Consider the following 17,576-nt stretch of genomic DNA (forward strand, 5'->3'; position numbering starts at 1 on the left):
GGAGTGGAGATGGCAGACGACGCATCGCAGGACGGCACTTCGCAAGAGGCCGACCGCAACGCCGACCATGAGTCCGACCGCGATTCAGACCGTCTGGCGCGCGGCAAGGCGCGGCTGGCGGAGATCACCGGCCGCTCCGGCGCCGAGGTGATGGCGGCGCTGGGCGAGATCGCCCCCGACTTCGCCCGCTACATCTTCGAGTTCGGCTATGGCGACATCTATTCCCGCCCCGGGCTCGACCTGCGCACCCGCATGCTCTCCACCGTCGCCGGGCTCGTGGCGCTGGGCCATGCCGAGCGCGAGCTCGAAGTGCATATCGGCTCGGCGCTGAATGTCGGCGCCACACGCGAGGAAGTGGTCGAGGTCATCATGCAGATGGCGCTCTATGCCGGCTTCCCGGCGGCGCTGGACGCGCTGTTCATCGCCCGCCGGGTGTTCGCCGCGCGCGGGCTCACCCCGCCGCAGGGCTAGGCGCGGAGCCCGCCATGCGCACCGTGCTCGTGATCGGCATCGGCATGGGCGAGCCCGAGGGGCTGACCGCCCGCGCGGTCGAGGCCATCGGCGCGGCGGGCGTGTTCTTCCTGCTCGACAAAAGCGAGGGGGCGGGCGAGCTGGTCGCCGCCCGCGAGAGCCTGATCGCCCGCCTCGCCCGCCCCGGCCACCGCGTGGTGCGCGCGCCGAGCCCGCCGCGCCGGCCGGCGCCGATCGCCGCCGCGCCGGACGAGGGCGCCCGCGCGCGCTACGAGGCCGCGGTGGCGGACTGGCACGCCGCCCGCGCGGCGCTGCTCGCCGGGCTGATCGCCTCCGAGATCGCCGAGGACGGCACCGGCGCCCTGCTCGTCTGGGGCGATCCGATGCTCTACGATTCCACCCTGCGGGTGCTGGAGGCCGCGCGCGCCCATGCCGCCCTGGGGGGCGGGCCGGGCTTCGCGCTGCGCGTCATCCCCGGCATCACCGCGCTGCAGGCGCTGTGCGCGGCGCATGCGATCCCGCTCAACGCCATTGGCGAGGCGGTGCGGCTGACCACCGGCCGCAACCTTGCCGGCGCGGTGGGCGAGACGGTAACGGGCGAAACAGGTGCGGCCGCGACCTTCGCCGTGCTGCTCGACGACGGCGCCGGCCTTGCCGCGCTGCTGGCGCGGGGCTGGCCGGGCCATGTCTGGTGGGGCGCCAATCTCGGCACCCCGGCCGAGCGCCTGCTGTCCGGTCCGCTTGTCGAGATCGGCGCCGAGATCCTGCGCATCCGCGCCGAGATCCGCGTGGCGCGCGGCTGGGTGATGGATGTGTGGGTGGGGCGGGGGCCCCCGATCTAGCCCCGCCGGAGTCTTCCGATTGAACCGTCCCGGCGGCCGGCGCGGCGGGCGCGCCGCTATTCCGCCGCCAGCGTCCCGACCTGTCCCGGCTCGCCATAGGTGGCGCGGTTCTGGGCGCAGTAGGCGATGAACTCCTCGCCGGTCTGCGCCCGCGCGAACAGCCAGCCCTGCGCGAACTCGACCTTGTTGCGGCGCAGATAGACGGCCTGCGCCTCGTTCTGCACGCCCTCGGCGACGATGCGCAGCTTGAGCTCGCGCGCCAGCGCGATGATGTGGTCGGTGACATGCCGGGTCGGCGCCTCGGTTCCCACCGAATCGATGAACGACTTGTCGATCTTGAGCGCGTCGACCGGCAGCTTCTCCAGATAGGTGAGGCCGCTATAGCCGGTGCCGAAATCGTCGATGGCGGTCATGTGGCCGCGCCGGCGCAGCTCGGCGAGGGTGCGGCGGGCGCCGTCAATGTCCATCAGGCTGCGCTCGGTGGCCTCCACCCAGATCTGCTGCGGCTCGATGCCGGTGCCGGCGAGCGTGCGCTCCAGCACGGAGAGGATGCGCCCGGAGACGATGTCGGCGGCGCACAGATTCACCGCGATGTGCAGCCGCCGGTCGCGTCGCAGCAGTTCGCCGAGATCGGCCACCACCTTTTCGAGCAGCAGGTCGGTCATCGGCTGGATGAGGCCGGTGTCCTCCGCCAGCGGGATGAAGATGTCCGGCCGCAGCAGGCTGCCGTCGGGCCGCACGAGGCGGATCAGCGCCTCGGCGCCGACGCAGCGCCCGGTGGCGAGTTCGACGATGGGCTGGTAGTGGGCGACGAATTCGCGGTTGCGGATCGCCAACTCAAGCTCGTTGCGCGGCGACATGCGCCGGCGCGAGAGCCACAGCACCAGCAGGATGCAGATGAGGGCGAAGAACAGCGCGACCGGCAGCAGCGCGAACTTCATCGCGCCGAACTGGTCGGCGAAGGTGGGCGCGCGCTCGCGCACCACGACCGACCAGCCCTGCGCCTCGGCCCGGGCGGTCTGCTGGCCGGGGCTGTGGTCGCCTATCCGTGCCGCCCGCTCGGTGGCCGGCAGCGGCCGCAGCGCGTGGCCGCCGGGCGCGCGCAGCTCGACACGCAGGCTCGGCGCGCTCGGGGGATGGAGGAACCGCTCCTGATCGACCAGCGCGCGATGGTCGCCGAGCGTCAGCACCAGCATCGGCCGGTCCGGGCTGAAGGGGGTGAGCCGGCCGAAGGCGACGCCGATGCCGTCCGGCAGGACGATGTCGGGCGGCGCGAGAGGCAGGCGCCACGGCGCCGGGCCCCAGACATCGCAATGCAGGATGCCGTCCTTCACCAGCGCGAGGTCGTCGACCGCCAGCGAGTTCACCACCAGCTCGCGCAGCCGGCGCATGTGGCCCGGCGAGCAGGGCTCGAAATCGGTGGCGGAGATGGAGCGCAGCGTCCGCGCCGCGTCGACATAGACGTCGAGCGCGTGGGCGAGCGCCTGCTCGGCCACCGCGTCGAGCTGGGCGCGCTGGTCGTAGAGGGCGAGGCGCCAGGAGAGATAGACCATGCCGGCAAGCGGCGCGCCGGCGCCGACCAGCGCGAACAGCAGGGCCAGACCTATGACGCTCCAGCGGCGCATGCGCGCACTCCACGCGTACCAACTCTGCCCCGGCGTCGGCCCATGCCGCGAGCGAAGGGGCGGGCCCCTCGGGACTGACGCCTCCCGACATTGGCGTGCCGGGACATCCCGGGCCGACGATAGCACAATCGAGGGAGGTTCCATCGACCTCTGCACGCGACGGTAGCAAACTACCAAGAGACGCTTGTCGCATGCCGGCCCGCCGCCCGGGTTGATCGGGATCAGCACGGCGGACGTTTTCCTGAGGCCCGCGCGGCGCGGCGGTGGGAGCCTCGACGGGCGGCGCCGATGAAGGTGTCCGCGAGGGGGCGGCGGGCCGGCATGGGTTCCGCGGCTGTTGCGCCGGGGGGGACGGGTCCCCGGGCCCGGGGGAGGGCGTGGTGCGGAACGCGGCCGGGAGGGGCTCACGCGGCGCGAGGTTCCGGTCCATAATCGGGCGCCGCGACCCGTCCGAGGAGGTTCCGATGCCCACCATCCGGCCCGCCACCCCGTCTGCCGGGGCGGCTTCCGCGCCCGCCTCCCGCCTGCCGGCGCTGCGCCCGCCCCGGGAGGCCGATGCCGCCGGGCGTTCCGCCGCGCCGGAGAGCCGCGCCGGGTCTTCGGCGATGGACTGGCTGACCGCCCCGCCGACCCATCCCGAGGAGATGAAGGCGGCCTATGACGTGCGCGTCGGCGCCTGGGTCCGCCTGCAGGGCGGCGCCCGCATGACCCCCGCCGCCGTGGTCTGCGCCGGCATCTGCACCGGGCTCATCCTCATGGGCGTGGCGGCGGTGGTGCGGGCGGGGAGACGGTGAGGGCGTCGGCGCCTATGTGCGCGAGGCGCGGATCGTCCGCTTCGGCAAGCCCGGCCACCACGTGGTACGCGCGGCGAGCCTGCCGCGCCGTCCCGCATCCCTAATAATGGCCTTCGCGGCGCCGCTCGACGACGGCACGGGGCTCGCCGCGCTGCTGGCGCAGGGCTGGCCCGGCCGTGTCTGGCGGGGCGCCAGCCTTGGCACCCCGGCGGAGAAGCTGCTGGCCGGCCCGCTCGCCGAGGCAGGCGAGGAGATCCTGCGCACCCGCGCCGGGATCAATGCCGTGCGGGGGTGGGTGATGGATGTGTGGGTGGGAATCTATAAAACCGGAATATAGATATCGTTTAAGGCCGCACGCATTTCTGAGAAGGATAACTCTCGACCTAGTATAGTACGAAGCGGAGAATTCTGCTCCCTGGAAACTTCTTTGGCAAGGTCATCCATTTCCAGCGATAACGCAAGAAGTCCTTGCAATTTAGCGCTCGTGTCGAAAATTCTACGGGAGCCATCCGGCACAATAAGTGATTGTGCTAGATCGGAATTACGCGCGAGTTCGTCGAGGTGCCGTTGTGTTTCTGCGAGAATCCCCAATTCATAACCAGCGCCAGCGCGAAGATTCGATAAATTGGCATGGTACATAGTTGCTGCAATATCGAAACTCGGGAGGGAAACGGCAGTCCCTTCATCCTCAGCATCGCTCTTGACGTGTTTACATAGACGTATTGCTTTTTTTAAGCTCAATGCCGTCATAGTGTCGCGATCTGTAATTCTTTTAATATGCCTGAATGGCATATTATCTATCGTAACTTGATATTTTTTATCCAAAATCCGTATAGCTCGATCAACCTCCATCTTCGACGATTGATAGTCAGAAGTATTATGCCAGTGAGATGGAACTACATCAACCGGTCGAGCAAGAGACCCGCCAGAAATCTTAACCGCCTTTCCGCCCGAAATATCAACTTCTGCGGCCGGAAATTTTTCGGGAAGAATCTTTTCTATATGTGCTCTCAGGGAACCAAGGGCAGATATGGGAGTATACGGTACCGGAGAATTATAGTATCCCGATCGTGCGGAGGGTCCGAGTATATCATACGTGAAGAATGCATCATCAAGTATAAGAAGATCAACGTCACTAACTCCACGAATATGAATATTACAAGGAACTGAGCCTTGAAGTCGAAAATCAACAGATCGATTAAGAAGTTGAAATGAATTATATAGTTGATTCTTGACTCTATCCGCCGTTTCTAGACTAATACGAGTGTATTCGGGGCCAACCTCCTGCATGGCTCCGAGAGCATATCTCGTGTACGGCTGAGTTGGAGCTCGCTTCTGATAACTCTCCGAGAGTTGACTCGCCGCAAGTGCGATAAAGGTTTGGTCTGCTTTAGCTACACGGCTCAGGCGATCGGTGCCGGATCGTCTTGCCTTGAGTGAGGTAAGGCGTTTGTCGATGTTTCCGGCCATCAGTCATTATTCCTCGTCAGGTGCATTGTGCCAAAAGTAAAGCGTCCATAGCCGTTAAAGTATTCGCCGGTCGCTGATTTTAAATCTTTGGAGAATAAAAACTCTGCGAAACCTCGATGGGAGGTGAGCTTTAGCTCTGAAATAGATGGTTCATTACGGTAATTATAGAACAAACGAAAGCCATCAGCTTCATCGTAAACGAGCGCCGCGCTGATGCTGTTAGAAGCCGACTGAGGAGTCTTTAATCGAACGCGCAGACGATCCCAACTTTGTATGATGACGACGTCGCCCTCCCATGCGTCACCTGGGGTCTTATCGGAGTTTATTGTGCGACCTTTACAGTGCCAGCAGCCACTAAGATCGGGTACGCGCAAGGCAGCAGCGACAAATGAGAATTTCCAAATGTGGCGGTCAAATAGCCAATATAGGATGGCATATACCGCGCCGGCGCTAACCCACGACAACACCACTGGAGGCACATTAGTGTACCAACCCAGAGCATTGGCAACATCGACAATGGTCAACAACGCAAGAACAATTACAGAGGAGATCGCGGCCGCTGTTATTCCTAAATAACGGCCAATTTTTGCTCGATTGACACCGCCAAGCAGTGCATATTCATGTTCCTGGAGCATAACGTGATGCCGATGCGACCTAAGATACCCCTTCGTTTATTTTTCAACCGATAGCCGCGCCACCCGATTCGCGCAAGCTTCAGCGATGAGCCGGAGATGAGTTGGTGGAGCGGCGACGCAAGGCTTGCCCAAACCCTCGCGATTTCCCCCCACCCTTGCCCTTCCCCGCCCCATGCGCTATTGCACGCGCCTGTCCGGGCCACCATCTCATCGAGGCGGTCCATCGGGAGGGCCGGAGGCGCGGGATGCGCGCTCTCCGACGCTGGGAGGCCAGCCCTCCGATCCCGTCTCGCGGTTCGACCCGGACATGAGCGGCGTGCCCGGCCCCGCGCGGCCTTCCCCCGAGGGAAGGCGCGCCCGGCGGTAAGCGTCGCGACAGCGTTCTCAGATTTCCAGGCTTCCTTCGTCACGGCCAGCGCGCCGGGTCCGCCTCATGGGCGGACAGCGCCGGGCCCGCCAGTCCCGGTGCCCGTGGCGGAGAAGAGGCTCACATCAACCCGTCCGGCGCAGATCCTGGCAAGGAGCATATATGTCCGCTACTCAAAGCCTTTCCGCCGCGCGTGACGATTTCGCCGCGATGCTGGAAGAGAGCTTCGGTCAGTCCGAGCTCGCCGAAGGTTCCGTCGTCAAGGGCATCGTCGTCGCGATCGAGAAGGATCTCGCGATCATCGACATCGGCCTGAAGACCGAAGGCCGCGTGGCACTGAAGGAATTTGCCGGCCCCGGCCGCGACCAGGAAATCAAGGTCGGCGACGAGGTCGAGGTCTATCTCGAGCGCGTCGAGAACGCGCTCGGCGAAGCCGTCCTGTCCCGCGACAAGGCCCGCCGCGAAGAGAGCTGGGTCCGCCTCGAGAAGGCGTTCAACGCGCAGGAGAAGGTGACGGGCGTCATCTTCAACCAGGTCAAGGGCGGCTTCACCGTCGACCTCGACGGCGCCGTGGCCTTCCTGCCGCGCTCGCAGGTCGACATCCGCCCGATCCGCGACGTCGGCCCGCTGATGCACAACCCGCAGCCGTTCCAGATCCTCAAGATGGATCGCCGCCGCGGCAACATCGTCGTCTCGCGCCGCACGGTCCTCGAAGAGACCCGCGCCGAGCAGCGTCACGAGCTGGTGCAGAACCTCGAAGAGGGTCAGGTCATCGACGGCGTGGTCAAGAACATCACCGATTACGGTGCGTTCGTGGACCTCGGCGGCATTGACGGCCTGCTGCACGTCACCGACATCGCCTGGCGCCGCGTGAACCACCCGACCGAGGTGCTCTCCATCGGCCAGACGGTCAAGGTGAAGATCATCAAGATCAACCACGAGACGCACCGCATCTCGCTGGGCATGAAGCAGCTCCTCGGCGATCCGTGGGAGGGCATCGAGGCCAAGTACCCGGTCGAGGCCCGCTTCAAGGGCCGCGTCACCAACATCACCGACTACGGCGCGTTCGTCGAGCTGGAGCCGGGGATCGAGGGCCTCATCCACGTTTCCGAGATGAGCTGGACCAAGAAGAACGTCCATCCCGGCAAGATCGTCGCCACCTCGCAGGAAGTGGAAGTGGCGATCCTCGAGGTGGATCCGGTCAAGCGCCGCATCTCGCTCGGCCTCAAGCAGACCCTGCAGAACCCGTGGGAAGCCTTCGCCGAGAAGTACCCGGCCGGCTCCGCGGTCGAAGGCGAGGTCAAGAACAAGACCGAGTTCGGCCTGTTCCTCGGCCTCGACGGCGACGTCGACGGCATGGTCCACTTGTCGGATCTCGACTGGAACCGTCCCGGCGAGCAGGTGATCGAGGAGTTCAAGAAGGGCGACATGATCAAGGCGGTCGTGCTCGACGTGGATGTCGACAAGGAGCGCATCTCGCTCGGCGTGAAGCAGCTCGGCGGCGACCCCTTCCAGGATTCGGGCGAGCTCAAGAAGGGCGCGATCGTCACCTGCGAAGTGATCGACGTGAAGGATGGCGGCGTCGACGTGAAGATCGCCGGCAGCGACATGACCACCTTCGTCAAGCGCTCGGAACTGGCCCGCGACCGCGGCGACCAGCGTCCGGACCGCTTCGCCGTCGGCGAGAAGTTCGACGCCCGCGTCATCCTGTTCGACCGCAAGGCGCGCAAGGTGCAGGTGTCGATCAAGGCGCTGGAGATCGCCGAGGAGAAGGAAGCCGTGGCCCAGTTCGGCTCGCAGGATTCCGGCGCCTCGCTGGGCGACATCCTCGGCGCCGCGCTGAAGAAGGCGTCCGAGAAGGCCGAGTGATCGGCCTCTCCGGAGAAGGCGGAGTGATCCGCCTCTCCGCAGAAGGCGGAATGAGGGCTCGCGCCCTCGCCGCCTGAACGGTGACAATGAGAACGGCCGGCGTGGCGACACGCCGGCCGTTTTCGTTTGGGGGGAGCGGTGCCTAGCGCACCCGCGCCGGGTTACCGACGGCGGTGGCGCCCGAGGGAATGTCGCGCGTCACCACCGCGCCGGCGCCGATCACCACATCGTCGCCGATGGTCACACCGGGCAGGATGATGGCCTTGCCGCCAATCCAGACATTGCGGCCGATGCGCACCGGCCGGCCATATTGCAGGCCGGCGCGGCGGATCTCCGGATCGCGCGGGTGGTCGGCGGTGTAGATGTGCGTGCCGGGGCCGATCTCGGTGCCGTCGCCGATATGCACCGGCATCACGTCGAGGATCACGCAGTCGAAATTGAGGAACACCCCGGTCCCCAGGTGGATGTTGAAGCCGTAGTCGCAGTGGAAGGGCGGGCGGATGCCGGTGCGCTCGCCGGCCGAGCCGACGCCCTCGCGCACCAGTTCGCGGCGCTCCTCGCGCGAGAGGGTGAGCGAGGCGTTGAAGCGGGCGAGCCAGGCAAAGTTGGCGCGCTGGGCGGCCTGTATCTCGGCATCGCCGGCGCGGTAATAGTCGCCGGCCAGCATCTTCTGCATCTCGGTGCGGGCATCGGCGGCGGGGGAAGGGGTCGGCTCGGGCATGGGGGCGCTCCGCTCGCGGTCTGGACGCACTCCCATCGGCAAGAAGCGCGCCGGGCGCAAGACACGTCGGGTTTCGCCGCTGATACGCGGCCGCCGGCGGCGCGCGCGGGCGGGCATCCTTCGAGGCCCGGCGATGCCGGGCACCTCAGGATGACGGCGGCGGGGAAGGCGACGGGCGCCTCGTCATGCTGAGGTACCGGCCGAAAGGCCGGCCTCGAAGCACGCAGGCTGTTCCCAGCGGGCGCCGCGCCATTCTCTCCCTCATGGCCGGGCTTGACCCGGCCACCCAGGCTTGCGCGACGCCGAAGAGGGCTGGGTCCCCGGGTCAAGCCCGGGGATGAGGATGGTCTTGGGTGGCCCTACAGCTCCGCCCAGCCCTTCAGCTCGCGCGTCACCACCGCCTCCAGCACCTTGATGCCGTCGGGGCTGTCGTTGAGGCAGGGGATGAAGTGGAACTTCTCGCCGCCATTATGATGGAAGATCTCGGCGTTCTCGCCGGCGATCTCCTCCAGCGTTTCCAGGCAGTCGGCGACGAAGCCGGGGGTGATGACGGCGAGCCGCTTCACGCCGGACTGCGCCAGCGCCTCCACCGTCTTGTCGGTGTAGGGCTGCAGCCATTCCGCCCGGCCGAAACGGGACTGAAAAGTGAGCTTCAGCCGGCCTTCGGGCCAGCCGAGGCGCTCGCGCAGCAGGCGCACGGTCTTGTAGCAGTAGCAGTGATAGGGGTCGCCCTTCTCGAAATACTCCTTCGGGATGCCGTGGAAGGAGGCGAGCACCATCTCCGGTTCCCAGTCCAGCTTGGCGAGTTCCGAGGTGATCGAGTTGGCCAGCGCCTCGATATAGGCGGGCTCGTCCGGCCAGTGCGGGGCGACGCGCAGCACCGGCTGCCAGCGCATCTTCTTGAGCGCGTCGAAGGCGGCATCGCACACGGTCGCCGAGGTGGCGGCGGCGTATTGCGGATAGAGCGGCACCAGGAGGATGCGCTCGCAGCCCTGTTTCTGCAGTGCCTCGATGCGCGCGGCGACGGAGGGGTTGCCGTAGCGCATCGCCCAGTCGAAGACGAGGCGCCCGTCGCGCGGGGCGAGAGCGGCGGACAGCTTGTCCGACTGCGCGCGGGTGATGGTGCGCAGCGGGCCCTCATTGCGCTCCTTGTTCCAGATCGTCGCGTAGTCCTTGCCCTTGGCCTGCGGCCGGCGGGACAGGATGATGACGTTGAGGATGAACCACCACAGGACGCGGTTCACCTCGATGACGCGGCGGTCGGAGAGGAATTCCTTGAGATAGCGCCGCATCGACCAGTAGTCGGTGCCGTCCGGCGTGCCGAGATTGACGATCAGCACGCCGATCTTGCCATGGGCGACCGGCGGGTGGCCGGCCGGCAGCCCGCCGCCGGGGGCGGGGGTGAGCGCCACGGAAGCCTCGTTGACCGGAACGGCCTTGTTCATCGGCATGCCTCGCCTGACCAAACGTCTGTTACGGCCGAGCTTATAGGCCAGTTCGGCCCGGCCGCGCCATCACGACCGCGGGCGCGCGGATGCGCCGCGCGCCGCCGACGGCACGCGGCTCTTACGTGCCGGGCGCGCGAACGGATCGCGTCTCCCGGCGCGCGGCGGGCCTCACCGCACCAGAATGTTGCGGAACTGCCAGGGGTCGTTCTCGTCGAGATCCTCGGGGAACAGGCCGGGGCGCCCGTCGAGCGGGGTCCAGTCGGTGTAGTAGCCCTTCACCGTGCCGAGATAGGGCTTCTGGATCTCCAGGCAGCGGCGATAGTCCATCTCGTCGGTCTCGACGATGCCGGCCTGCGGGTTCTCCAGCGCCCACACCATGCCGGCGAGCACGGCGGAAGTGACCTGAAGCCCGGTGGCGGTCTGGTAGGGGGCGAGGTCGCGCGCTTCCTCGATGGTGAGCTGCGAGCCGTACCAGTAGGCGTTCTTGGCATGGCCGAACAGCAGCACGCCCAGCTCGTCGCGCCCGTCGACGATCTCGTGCTCGGTCAGGATCGACCAGTCGCCGAGCGGCTTGCCCTCGCTGCCGAACATCTCGTGCCAGGACAGCAGGGCGTCGTTGCAGGGGTGGTAGGCATAGTGGCAGGTCGGGCGGTAGGCGACCTGCGCGCCGTTGCGCACGGTGAAATAGTCGGCGATCGAGATCGACTCGTTATGGGTGACGAGGAAGCCGTGCTGCGGGCCGAGGCTCGGGCACCAGGTGCGCACCTTGGTCGCTGCGCCCGCCTGCATCAAATAGATCGCCGCGCCGGAGCCGAAATTATGGGTGTGGCCGTTGGCCGGCATCCACTTCTCATGGGTGCCCCAGCCGAGTTCGGCCGGCTGCAGCCCTTCCGAGACGAAGCCCTCGACCGACCAGGTGTTGACGAAGCGGCCGAAGGGGCGCGGGTCGCGCGCGCGCTGGGTGTCGCGCTCGGCGATGTGGATGCCCTTCACGCCGGCCTGCTGCATGAGCGCCGCCCAGCCCTCGCGGGTCGCGGGCACCTCGAAATCGAGGCCGCTGTCGGTGGCGATGTCGACCAGCGCCTGCTTCACGAACCACGACACCATGCCGGGATTGGCACCGCAGCAGGAGACGGCGGTCGGCCCGCCGGGGTTCTCGCGCTTGGCCTTCAGCATGGATTCGCGCAGCGCGTAGTTGGAGCGGCTGGCGGGGCTGGCGTCCTTGTCGAAATAGAAGCCGAGCCAGGGCTCGACCACGGTGTCGATGTAGAGCGCGCCGCATTCGCGGGCGAAGCTCATCAGGTCGACCGAGCCGGTATCGACCGACAGGTTGATCACGAAGCCGCGCCCGCCGGTGGTCAGCAGGGGGCCGAGCACGTCGCGGTAGTTCTCCTGGGTGATGGCGAGCTGAAGGAAGCGTATGCCGCGCTCGTCGAGCAGGGCGCGGTGGTCGTCCACCGGGTCGATGACCGTGAGGCCTTCCTTGTCGAAATCGAAATGCCGCTCGAGGAGGGGCAGGGTGCCACGTCCGATCGAGCCGAAGCCGATCATCACGATGGGACCGTCGATTTTACCATAGACCGGCCAAACGGACATTCTCGGGGACACTCCTTTGGTTCCGAGGGGGGAAAGTGCGGGGGCACCATGGGGCGCGCCAGCCTGCCGCGTCAATGATGACGTGTGCGTGACGGGGGTGAGAGCGCCGTCATGGCCGGGCTCGTCCCAGCCATCCACGATTTGGCGGCAGGCGCGCCTCAGCCGTCGCTGGCGAGGATGTGGTTGCGCACCAGCGGGTAGACCTGGCCCTTCCAGCGGCGGCCGGAGAACACGCCGTAATGGCCGACGCCGGCCTGCATGTGGTGGCGGCGCAGATGCGGGCGCAGGCTCGCGCAGATGTCCTGCGCCGCCACGGTCTGGCCGACCGCGCAGATGTCGTCGCGCTCGCCTTCCACCGTGAGCAGGGCGGTGCGGCGCACGGCGCGGAAGTCGATCTTCTCGCCGCGATAGGTCAGCACGCCACGCGGCAGCTCGTGCTCCTGGAACACCTTGGCGATGGTCTCCAGATAGAACTCGGCGGCGAGGTCGAGCACGGCGAAATACTCGTCGTAGAAATGCTTGGTGGTGCGCGCCTTCTCGTGCTCGCCCATGGCGAGGTTCTCGAACAGCTCGACATGCGCCTTCACGTGGCGCTCCATATTCATCGCCATGAAGGCGCCGACCTGCACGAAGCCGGGATAGACCCGCCGGCCGGCGCCGGGAAACCCCGGCGGCACGGTGGCGATGAGGTTCTGCTCGAACCACGCCATCGGCTTCGAGGTGGCGAGCTCGTTGACCTTGGTCGGGTTGACGCGGGTGTCGACCGGCCCGGCCATCAGGGTCATGGACAGGGGCTGGGCGGGATCGTCGGTCTGCGCCATCACGGCGGTGGCGGCGAGCACCTGCACGCAGGGCTGGCAGACGGCGAGCAGGTGCCCGCCCTCGCCCATCGCCCGGGTGAAGCGGATGACGTGCTCGACATAGTCGTCGAAGCCGAAGCCGCCATCCGACAGCGGCACGTCGCGGGCATTGTGCCAGTCGGTGACGTAGACGTCGTTCTCCGGCAGCAGGGTCCTGATCGTGTCCAGCAGCAGGGTGGCGAAATGGCCGGAAAGCGGGGCGACCACCAGCACGCGCGGCTGCGGCTGGTCGATGTCCTTGGCGAAATGCACCAGCGAGCCGAAGGGCAGCGCCAGCGTCACCTCCTCGCGCACCTCCACCTCGCGGTTGCCGACCATGACGCTTTCCACGCCGAAGGAGGGCCGCTGGTGGCTGAGGCCGGCGCGCTCGATCATCTCGCAGGCGGCGGCGAGGTTGCGCAGCATCGGGCTGTCGCCGAAGCCGGCCTGCGCCGTGCCGATCATCTGGCGCGACAGGCGCGCCGCCAGGCGGACGGGATCGAACAGGTCGGACTGGGCCTGATAGGCGGCGTAGATCATCGGCAGCTGAAGGCCCAATGGCGGAGGCGGCGGGAAGGGCGGCACGCCGGCGCGCCGGTTCCGGGGAACGACAGGCTAGCGGGAAGATGCGGCGTGCGCGATAGGACGAAGGACGCGGATCGCGCCGGCCGAGCGTAGGCTCCGGAATGGGCGGTTGCCAAGTACGCTTGTGCCGAATGCGTTTGTGTCGGGCGCGCGGATGACCGGTGCGCGCCCGTCCGGCGCCCGTCCGGCGCGGCGGCGACCCCGTGCGGATCGGGGATGGCACGAATAGTGTTTGCTCTGGGCCGACCGATCATCATCGCCTTCCGCACACAGGACGCATGGCCATGCCCGCCCCGACCTCGACGTCCAAATCCGCGTCGTCCCGAACGACGTCCGGCTCGGGGACGAAGACCGCCGCCAGATCCGCGCCGGCGAAACCGGCGAAGCCTGTCCGGGCCAAGCCCGACGCCAAGTCCGAGGCCGTGCCCGACGCGGTCCTCACCATCAGTAGCAAGAACTATTCCTCGTGGTCGCTGCGCGGCTTCCTGCTGTGCCGCATGGCCGGGCTCGATATCGAGGAGGCGCGGGTTTCCGCCGACGATCCCTCGATCCGGGCGGAGCTGCTGCTGCAATCCTCCTCCTTCCTGGTGCCCCGGCTCGACCATGCCGGGCTGCGCATCTGGGACACGCTGGCCATCGCCGAATACCTGCACGAATTGAAGCCAGAGGCCGGGCTTCTGCCCAAGGACAGTGCAGCGCGCTCGCATTGCCGGTCGATCTCCGGCGAGATGCATTCGGGTTTCGCCAATCTGCGCTCGGCGCTGCCGATGAACATCAAGGCCAGCCATCCCGGCTTCAAGGTGTGGACCGGGGCGATGGGCGACATAGAGCGCATCCTCGCCATCTGGCGCGAGTGCCTAAAGACCTATGGCGGGCCTTATCTTTTCGGGCCGGCGCCGACCATGGCGGATGCGATGTACGCTCCCGTCTGCTCGCGCTTCACCACCTATGACGTGAAGCTGGAGGCGCCGCTGCGCGCCTATGTGAAGACCATCCTCGCCCTTCCCGCCATGAAGGAATGGAGCGCCGCCGCGCTCACCGAGCCCGACGAGATGGAGGAACTCGACGTCGAGTTCTGAGGGGGCGCAGCCCGGGCAGACGTCATCCCGGACGGCCGCCAGGCCGATCCGGGATCGTTCTCGGGAAAGAAAGCGGCGCGCGGCCGGGATGACGGCGCGGAGCACGCCCCCTCACCCCGACCCTCTCCCCGCCGGGGAGAGGGGGCTGGTCAATGCGCCTCGTCCCAGTTTTCCGCCGCGCGGGCGTCGACCTTGAGCGGGACTTTCAGCGCCACGGCGGGGAAGGGGGCCAGCTCCATCACCTCGCGTACGACGGGGATGGTGGCGTCGACCTCCTCGTCCGGCACTTCGAAGATCAGCTCGTCATGCACCTGCAGCAGCATGCGGGCGGAGAGCCTGGCTTTTTCCAGCGCCCCGTCCATGCGCGCCATGGCACGGCGGATGATGTCGGCGGCCGAGCCCTGGAGGCGGGCATTGATCGCCGCGCGCTCGTTGAAGGCGCGGATGGACGGGTTCTTGGCCGCTATGTCGGGGTAGTGACAGCGCCGGCCGAACAGCGTCTCCACATAGCCGTGCTCGCGGGCAAAGTTGCGCGTCTCGTCCATATAGGCGCGGATGCCGGGGAAGCGCTCGAAATAGCGCTTGATGTAGGCGCCGGCCTCCTCGCGCGGAATCGACAGCTGGTTGGCCAGCCCGAAGGCCGAGATGCCGTAGATGATGCCGAAATTGATCGCCTTGGCGCGCCGGCGCACCTCGCCCGGCATGCCCTCGATCGGCACGCCGAACATCTCCGAGGCCGTCATCGCGTGGATGTCGAGCCCGTCCTGGAAGGCCTGCCGCAGCGAGGGCGTGTCGGCGATCTCGGCCAGCAGGCGCAGCTCGATCTGCGAATAGTCGGCCGAGATCAGCTTGTGGCCGGGCGCGGCGATGAAGGCCTTGCGGATCTTGCGGCCTTCCTCGCTGCGCACCGGGATGTTCTGAAGGTTCGGCTCGGAGGAGGAGAGCCGGCCCGTGGTGGTCGCCGCCAGCGCGAAGGAGGTGTGCACGCGCCCGGTCTCGGGGTGGACATAGGAGGGCAGTGCGTCGGTATAGGTCGATTTCAGCTTCTGCAGCTGTCGCCAGTCGAGGATGCGGCGGGGCAGTTCGTGCCCCTGCTCGGCGAGTTCCTCCAGCACGTCGGCGCCGGTCGACCACGCCCCCGTCGGTGTCTTGCGCCCACCGGGAATCTGCATCTTGCCGAACAATATGTCGCCGAGCTGCTTGGGCGAGCCGGGGTTGAAGCTCTCCCCCGCCATGTCGGAGATTTCCGCCTCCAGCCGGCCCATCCCTTGAGCGAACTCGCCCGAGAGCCGCGAGAGCATCTGCCGGTCGATGCGGATGCCGCGCGCCTCCATCTTTGCCAGCACGGCGACGAGCGGGCGCTCCAGCGTCTCGTAGACGGTGGCCTTGCCTTCGGCGGCCAGCCGGGGCTTGAGCACGCGCCACAGCCGCAGCGTGACGTCGGCGTCCTCGGCGGCGTATTCGCTGGCCTTGTCGATGGCGGCGCGGTCGAACGAGATCTGCCCCTTGCCCTTGCCGCACACCTCCTCGAACTTGATCGGGGTATGGCCGAGCCAGCGGACCGAGAGCGGGTCCATGCCGTGCGGCGAGGCGCCGGCGTCCAGCACATAGGAGAGCAGCATCGTGTCGTCATAGCCGACCAGCTCGATGCCGAGGCGATCGAACACCAGCCAGTCATATTTGAGGTTCTGGCCGATCTTCAGGACGGACGGGTCTTCCAGAAGCGGCTTGAGCGCGGCCACCGCCTCGGCGAGCGGAATCTGGCCGGGCAGCATCCCCTCGCTGAACAGGCCCTCGTCGCCGCCCTTGTGGGTGAGCGGCACGTAGCACGCCTCGTTCGGCGCCAGCGCCAGCGAGAAGCCGACGATATCCGCCTGCATCGGGTCGAGGCCGGTGGTCTCGGTGTCGACCGCCACCACGCCAAGGTCGACGGCGCGGGCGATCCATTCCTTGAGTCGGGCCAGAGTCGTAACCGTTTCGTAGGCGGAACGGTCTACCGGCGTCGCGGTGGCCTGCGCCTGCCGGGCGGCGGAAAGGGCGAGCGGGGTGAGGGCGTCCGCGTCGCTCCCTCTCCCCGACGGGGAGAGGGCTGGGGTGAGGGGCGTTGCGTTGGTGGACCCGTCGGCGGCTTGCGTGCCGCCAAGCTCCCCCTCACCCCGACCCTCTCCCCACTGGGGAGAGGGGGAGGCTCCCGCCTTCAGCGCCGGATCGGGTTCGATGGCGGCGATCTCGATCTCATAGGCCTCGCCGACGCGGCGGGTCAGCGTGGTGAACTCCATCGCCTTGAGGAAGGCGATCAGCTTGCGCCCTTCCGGCTCGACCACGGCGATGTCGTCGAGCGGCACGTCGAGCGCCACGTCGCGCTTGAGCGTGACGAGCTGGCGCGACAGGCGGGCCTGATCGGCGAACTCGATCAGATTCTCGCGCCTTTTGGTCTGCTTGATCTCGGAGGCGCGGGCCAGCAGCGTGTCGAGGTCGCCATATTCGGCCAGAAGCTGGGCGGCGGTCTTGATGCCGATGCCCGGCACGCCCGGCACATTGTCCACCGAATCGCCGGCCAGCGACTGCACGTCGACCACCTTGTCGGGGGCGACGCCGAACTTCTCGAACACCTCTTCCGTGCCGATCGCCTTGTCCTTCATCGGGTCGTACATGCGCACCCGCTCGTCGACGAGCTGCATCAGGTCCTTGTCGGAGGAGATGACGGTGACGCGGGCGCCCTTGGCCTTGGCCTGCTCGGCATAGGTGGCGATGAGGTCGTCGGCCTCGAAGCCGGCCTGCTCGACGCAGGCGAGGTCGAACGCGCGAGTCGCTTCCCGGATGAGGGGAAACTGCGGGCGCAGATCTTCCGGCAGCTCCGGGCGCTGCGCCTTGTAGAGCGGGTAGATGTCCTTGCGGAAAGTCTGCTCGGACTTGTCGAACACCACGGCGAGATGGGTGGGCTTGGGCTCGAAACCGCCCCCGTTCTGCCCGGCGCGTACCAGCTTCCACAGCATGTTGCAGAATCCCGCCACCGCCCCGACCGGCAGCCTGTCGGAGGAGCGGGTGAGCGGGGGCAGCGCGTGGTAGGCGCGGAAGATATAGGCCGAGCCGTCGATCAGGACGACATGGTCGCCGGCATCCACGGTGTCGTGATGGGGGTCGTTCGCGGGCATTGCAGGCTCCGATGTGGCGCGCACGATGCCCCCGGCGCTCCCGCGGGGCAAGGGGGCGGAGATGAGGGAGCTGTGCAGGT

The 17,576-nt window shown here is 67.2% G+C and carries 14 protein-coding genes; 6 read left to right on the forward strand and 8 right to left on the reverse strand.

Annotated features, from left to right (window positions below; genetic code table 11):
* Positions 1–9 precede the first annotated feature (9 nt).
* The gene (locus tag GBB76_RS13135) at positions 10–471 is read left to right on the forward strand and encodes a carboxymuconolactone decarboxylase family protein (protein ID WP_246668914.1); all 462 of its coding nucleotides are present in this window, start codon (positions 10–12) and stop codon (positions 469–471) included.
* Between the two features lie 14 nt (positions 472–485).
* Positions 486–1,313, forward strand: coding sequence for a precorrin-6A synthase (deacetylating) (gene cobF, locus GBB76_RS13140; RefSeq protein ID WP_152303720.1), 828 nt, complete (start codon positions 486–488; stop codon positions 1,311–1,313).
* Between the two features lie 56 nt (positions 1,314–1,369).
* Here cobF and GBB76_RS13145 read toward each other — a convergent pair whose 3' ends face one another.
* Positions 1,370–2,938: an EAL domain-containing protein gene (locus tag GBB76_RS13145; protein ID WP_162375593.1), complete on the reverse strand. Its 1,569-nt coding sequence runs from the start codon at positions 2,936–2,938 to the stop codon at positions 1,370–1,372.
* Positions 2,939–3,402: 464 nt separating this feature from the next.
* Here GBB76_RS13145 and GBB76_RS18855 point away from each other — a divergent pair, with 464 nt between their 5' ends.
* Both GBB76_RS18855 and GBB76_RS13155 read left to right on the forward strand, forming a co-directional pair.
* Positions 3,403–3,732 (forward strand): hypothetical protein, encoded by a 330-nt coding sequence (locus GBB76_RS18855; RefSeq protein ID WP_246668915.1) that lies wholly within the window; start codon positions 3,403–3,405, stop codon positions 3,730–3,732.
* A 16-nt stretch (positions 3,733–3,748) separates the two neighbouring features.
* Positions 3,749–4,069 (forward strand): hypothetical protein, encoded by a 321-nt coding sequence (locus tag GBB76_RS13155; protein WP_152303722.1) that lies wholly within the window; start codon positions 3,749–3,751, stop codon positions 4,067–4,069.
* On the opposite strand, the gene GBB76_RS18655 is transcribed toward GBB76_RS13155, so the two are convergent.
* Both GBB76_RS18655 and GBB76_RS13165 read right to left on the reverse strand, forming a co-directional pair.
* On the reverse strand, positions 4,051–5,202 hold the full coding sequence (locus tag GBB76_RS18655) for a hypothetical protein (RefSeq protein ID WP_202911101.1): 1,152 nt from the start codon (positions 5,200–5,202) through the stop codon (positions 4,051–4,053). The two genes, GBB76_RS13155 and GBB76_RS18655, sit on opposite strands and share 19 nt — an antisense overlap.
* Positions 5,202–5,837 (reverse strand): hypothetical protein, encoded by a 636-nt coding sequence (locus GBB76_RS13165; protein WP_152303723.1) that lies wholly within the window; start codon positions 5,835–5,837, stop codon positions 5,202–5,204. The genes GBB76_RS18655 and GBB76_RS13165 overlap by 1 nt, the downstream gene beginning before the upstream one ends.
* A 529-nt stretch (positions 5,838–6,366) precedes the next feature.
* Between GBB76_RS13165 and rpsA the strand changes: the two genes are divergently transcribed.
* The gene (gene rpsA / locus GBB76_RS13170) at positions 6,367–8,073 is read left to right on the forward strand and encodes a 30S ribosomal protein S1 (protein WP_152303724.1); all 1,707 of its coding nucleotides are present in this window, start codon (positions 6,367–6,369) and stop codon (positions 8,071–8,073) included.
* Positions 8,074–8,215: 142 nt separating this feature from the next.
* Here the strand turns inward: rpsA and GBB76_RS13175 are convergent, their stop codons facing one another.
* From GBB76_RS13175 to GBB76_RS13190, 4 genes are all read right to left on the reverse strand, one after another.
* A complete protein-coding gene (locus tag GBB76_RS13175) occupies positions 8,216–8,794 on the reverse strand; it encodes a sugar O-acetyltransferase (protein ID WP_152303725.1) in 579 nt (192 codons plus the stop codon).
* A gap of 359 nt (positions 8,795–9,153) precedes the next feature.
* Complete coding sequence (gene hemH, locus GBB76_RS13180) at positions 9,154–10,239, reverse strand: ferrochelatase (RefSeq protein WP_152303726.1); 1,086 nt, start codon at positions 10,237–10,239, stop codon at positions 9,154–9,156.
* A gap of 171 nt (positions 10,240–10,410) precedes the next feature.
* A complete protein-coding gene (locus GBB76_RS13185) occupies positions 10,411–11,838 on the reverse strand; it encodes a homospermidine synthase (RefSeq protein WP_152303727.1) in 1,428 nt (475 codons plus the stop codon).
* 158 nt (positions 11,839–11,996) lie between these two features.
* Positions 11,997–13,217: a polyhydroxyalkanoate depolymerase gene (locus GBB76_RS13190; protein WP_152303728.1), complete on the reverse strand. Its 1,221-nt coding sequence runs from the start codon at positions 13,215–13,217 to the stop codon at positions 11,997–11,999.
* Between the two features lie 467 nt (positions 13,218–13,684).
* On the opposite strand from GBB76_RS13190, the gene GBB76_RS13195 reads away from it, so the two are divergent.
* Positions 13,685–14,341, forward strand: a complete 657-nt coding sequence (locus tag GBB76_RS13195) for a glutathione S-transferase (RefSeq protein ID WP_202911102.1) — start codon at positions 13,685–13,687, stop codon at positions 14,339–14,341.
* A gap of 149 nt (positions 14,342–14,490) precedes the next feature.
* Here GBB76_RS13195 and polA read toward each other — a convergent pair whose 3' ends face one another.
* Positions 14,491–17,496: a DNA polymerase I gene (polA, locus tag GBB76_RS13200; RefSeq protein WP_152303730.1), complete on the reverse strand. Its 3,006-nt coding sequence runs from the start codon at positions 17,494–17,496 to the stop codon at positions 14,491–14,493.
* Positions 17,497–17,576: the final 80 nt, after the last annotated feature.

It is taken from the genome of Ancylobacter sp. TS-1, from assembly GCF_009223885.1.
Lineage (GTDB): Bacteria > Pseudomonadota > Alphaproteobacteria > Rhizobiales > Xanthobacteraceae > Ancylobacter.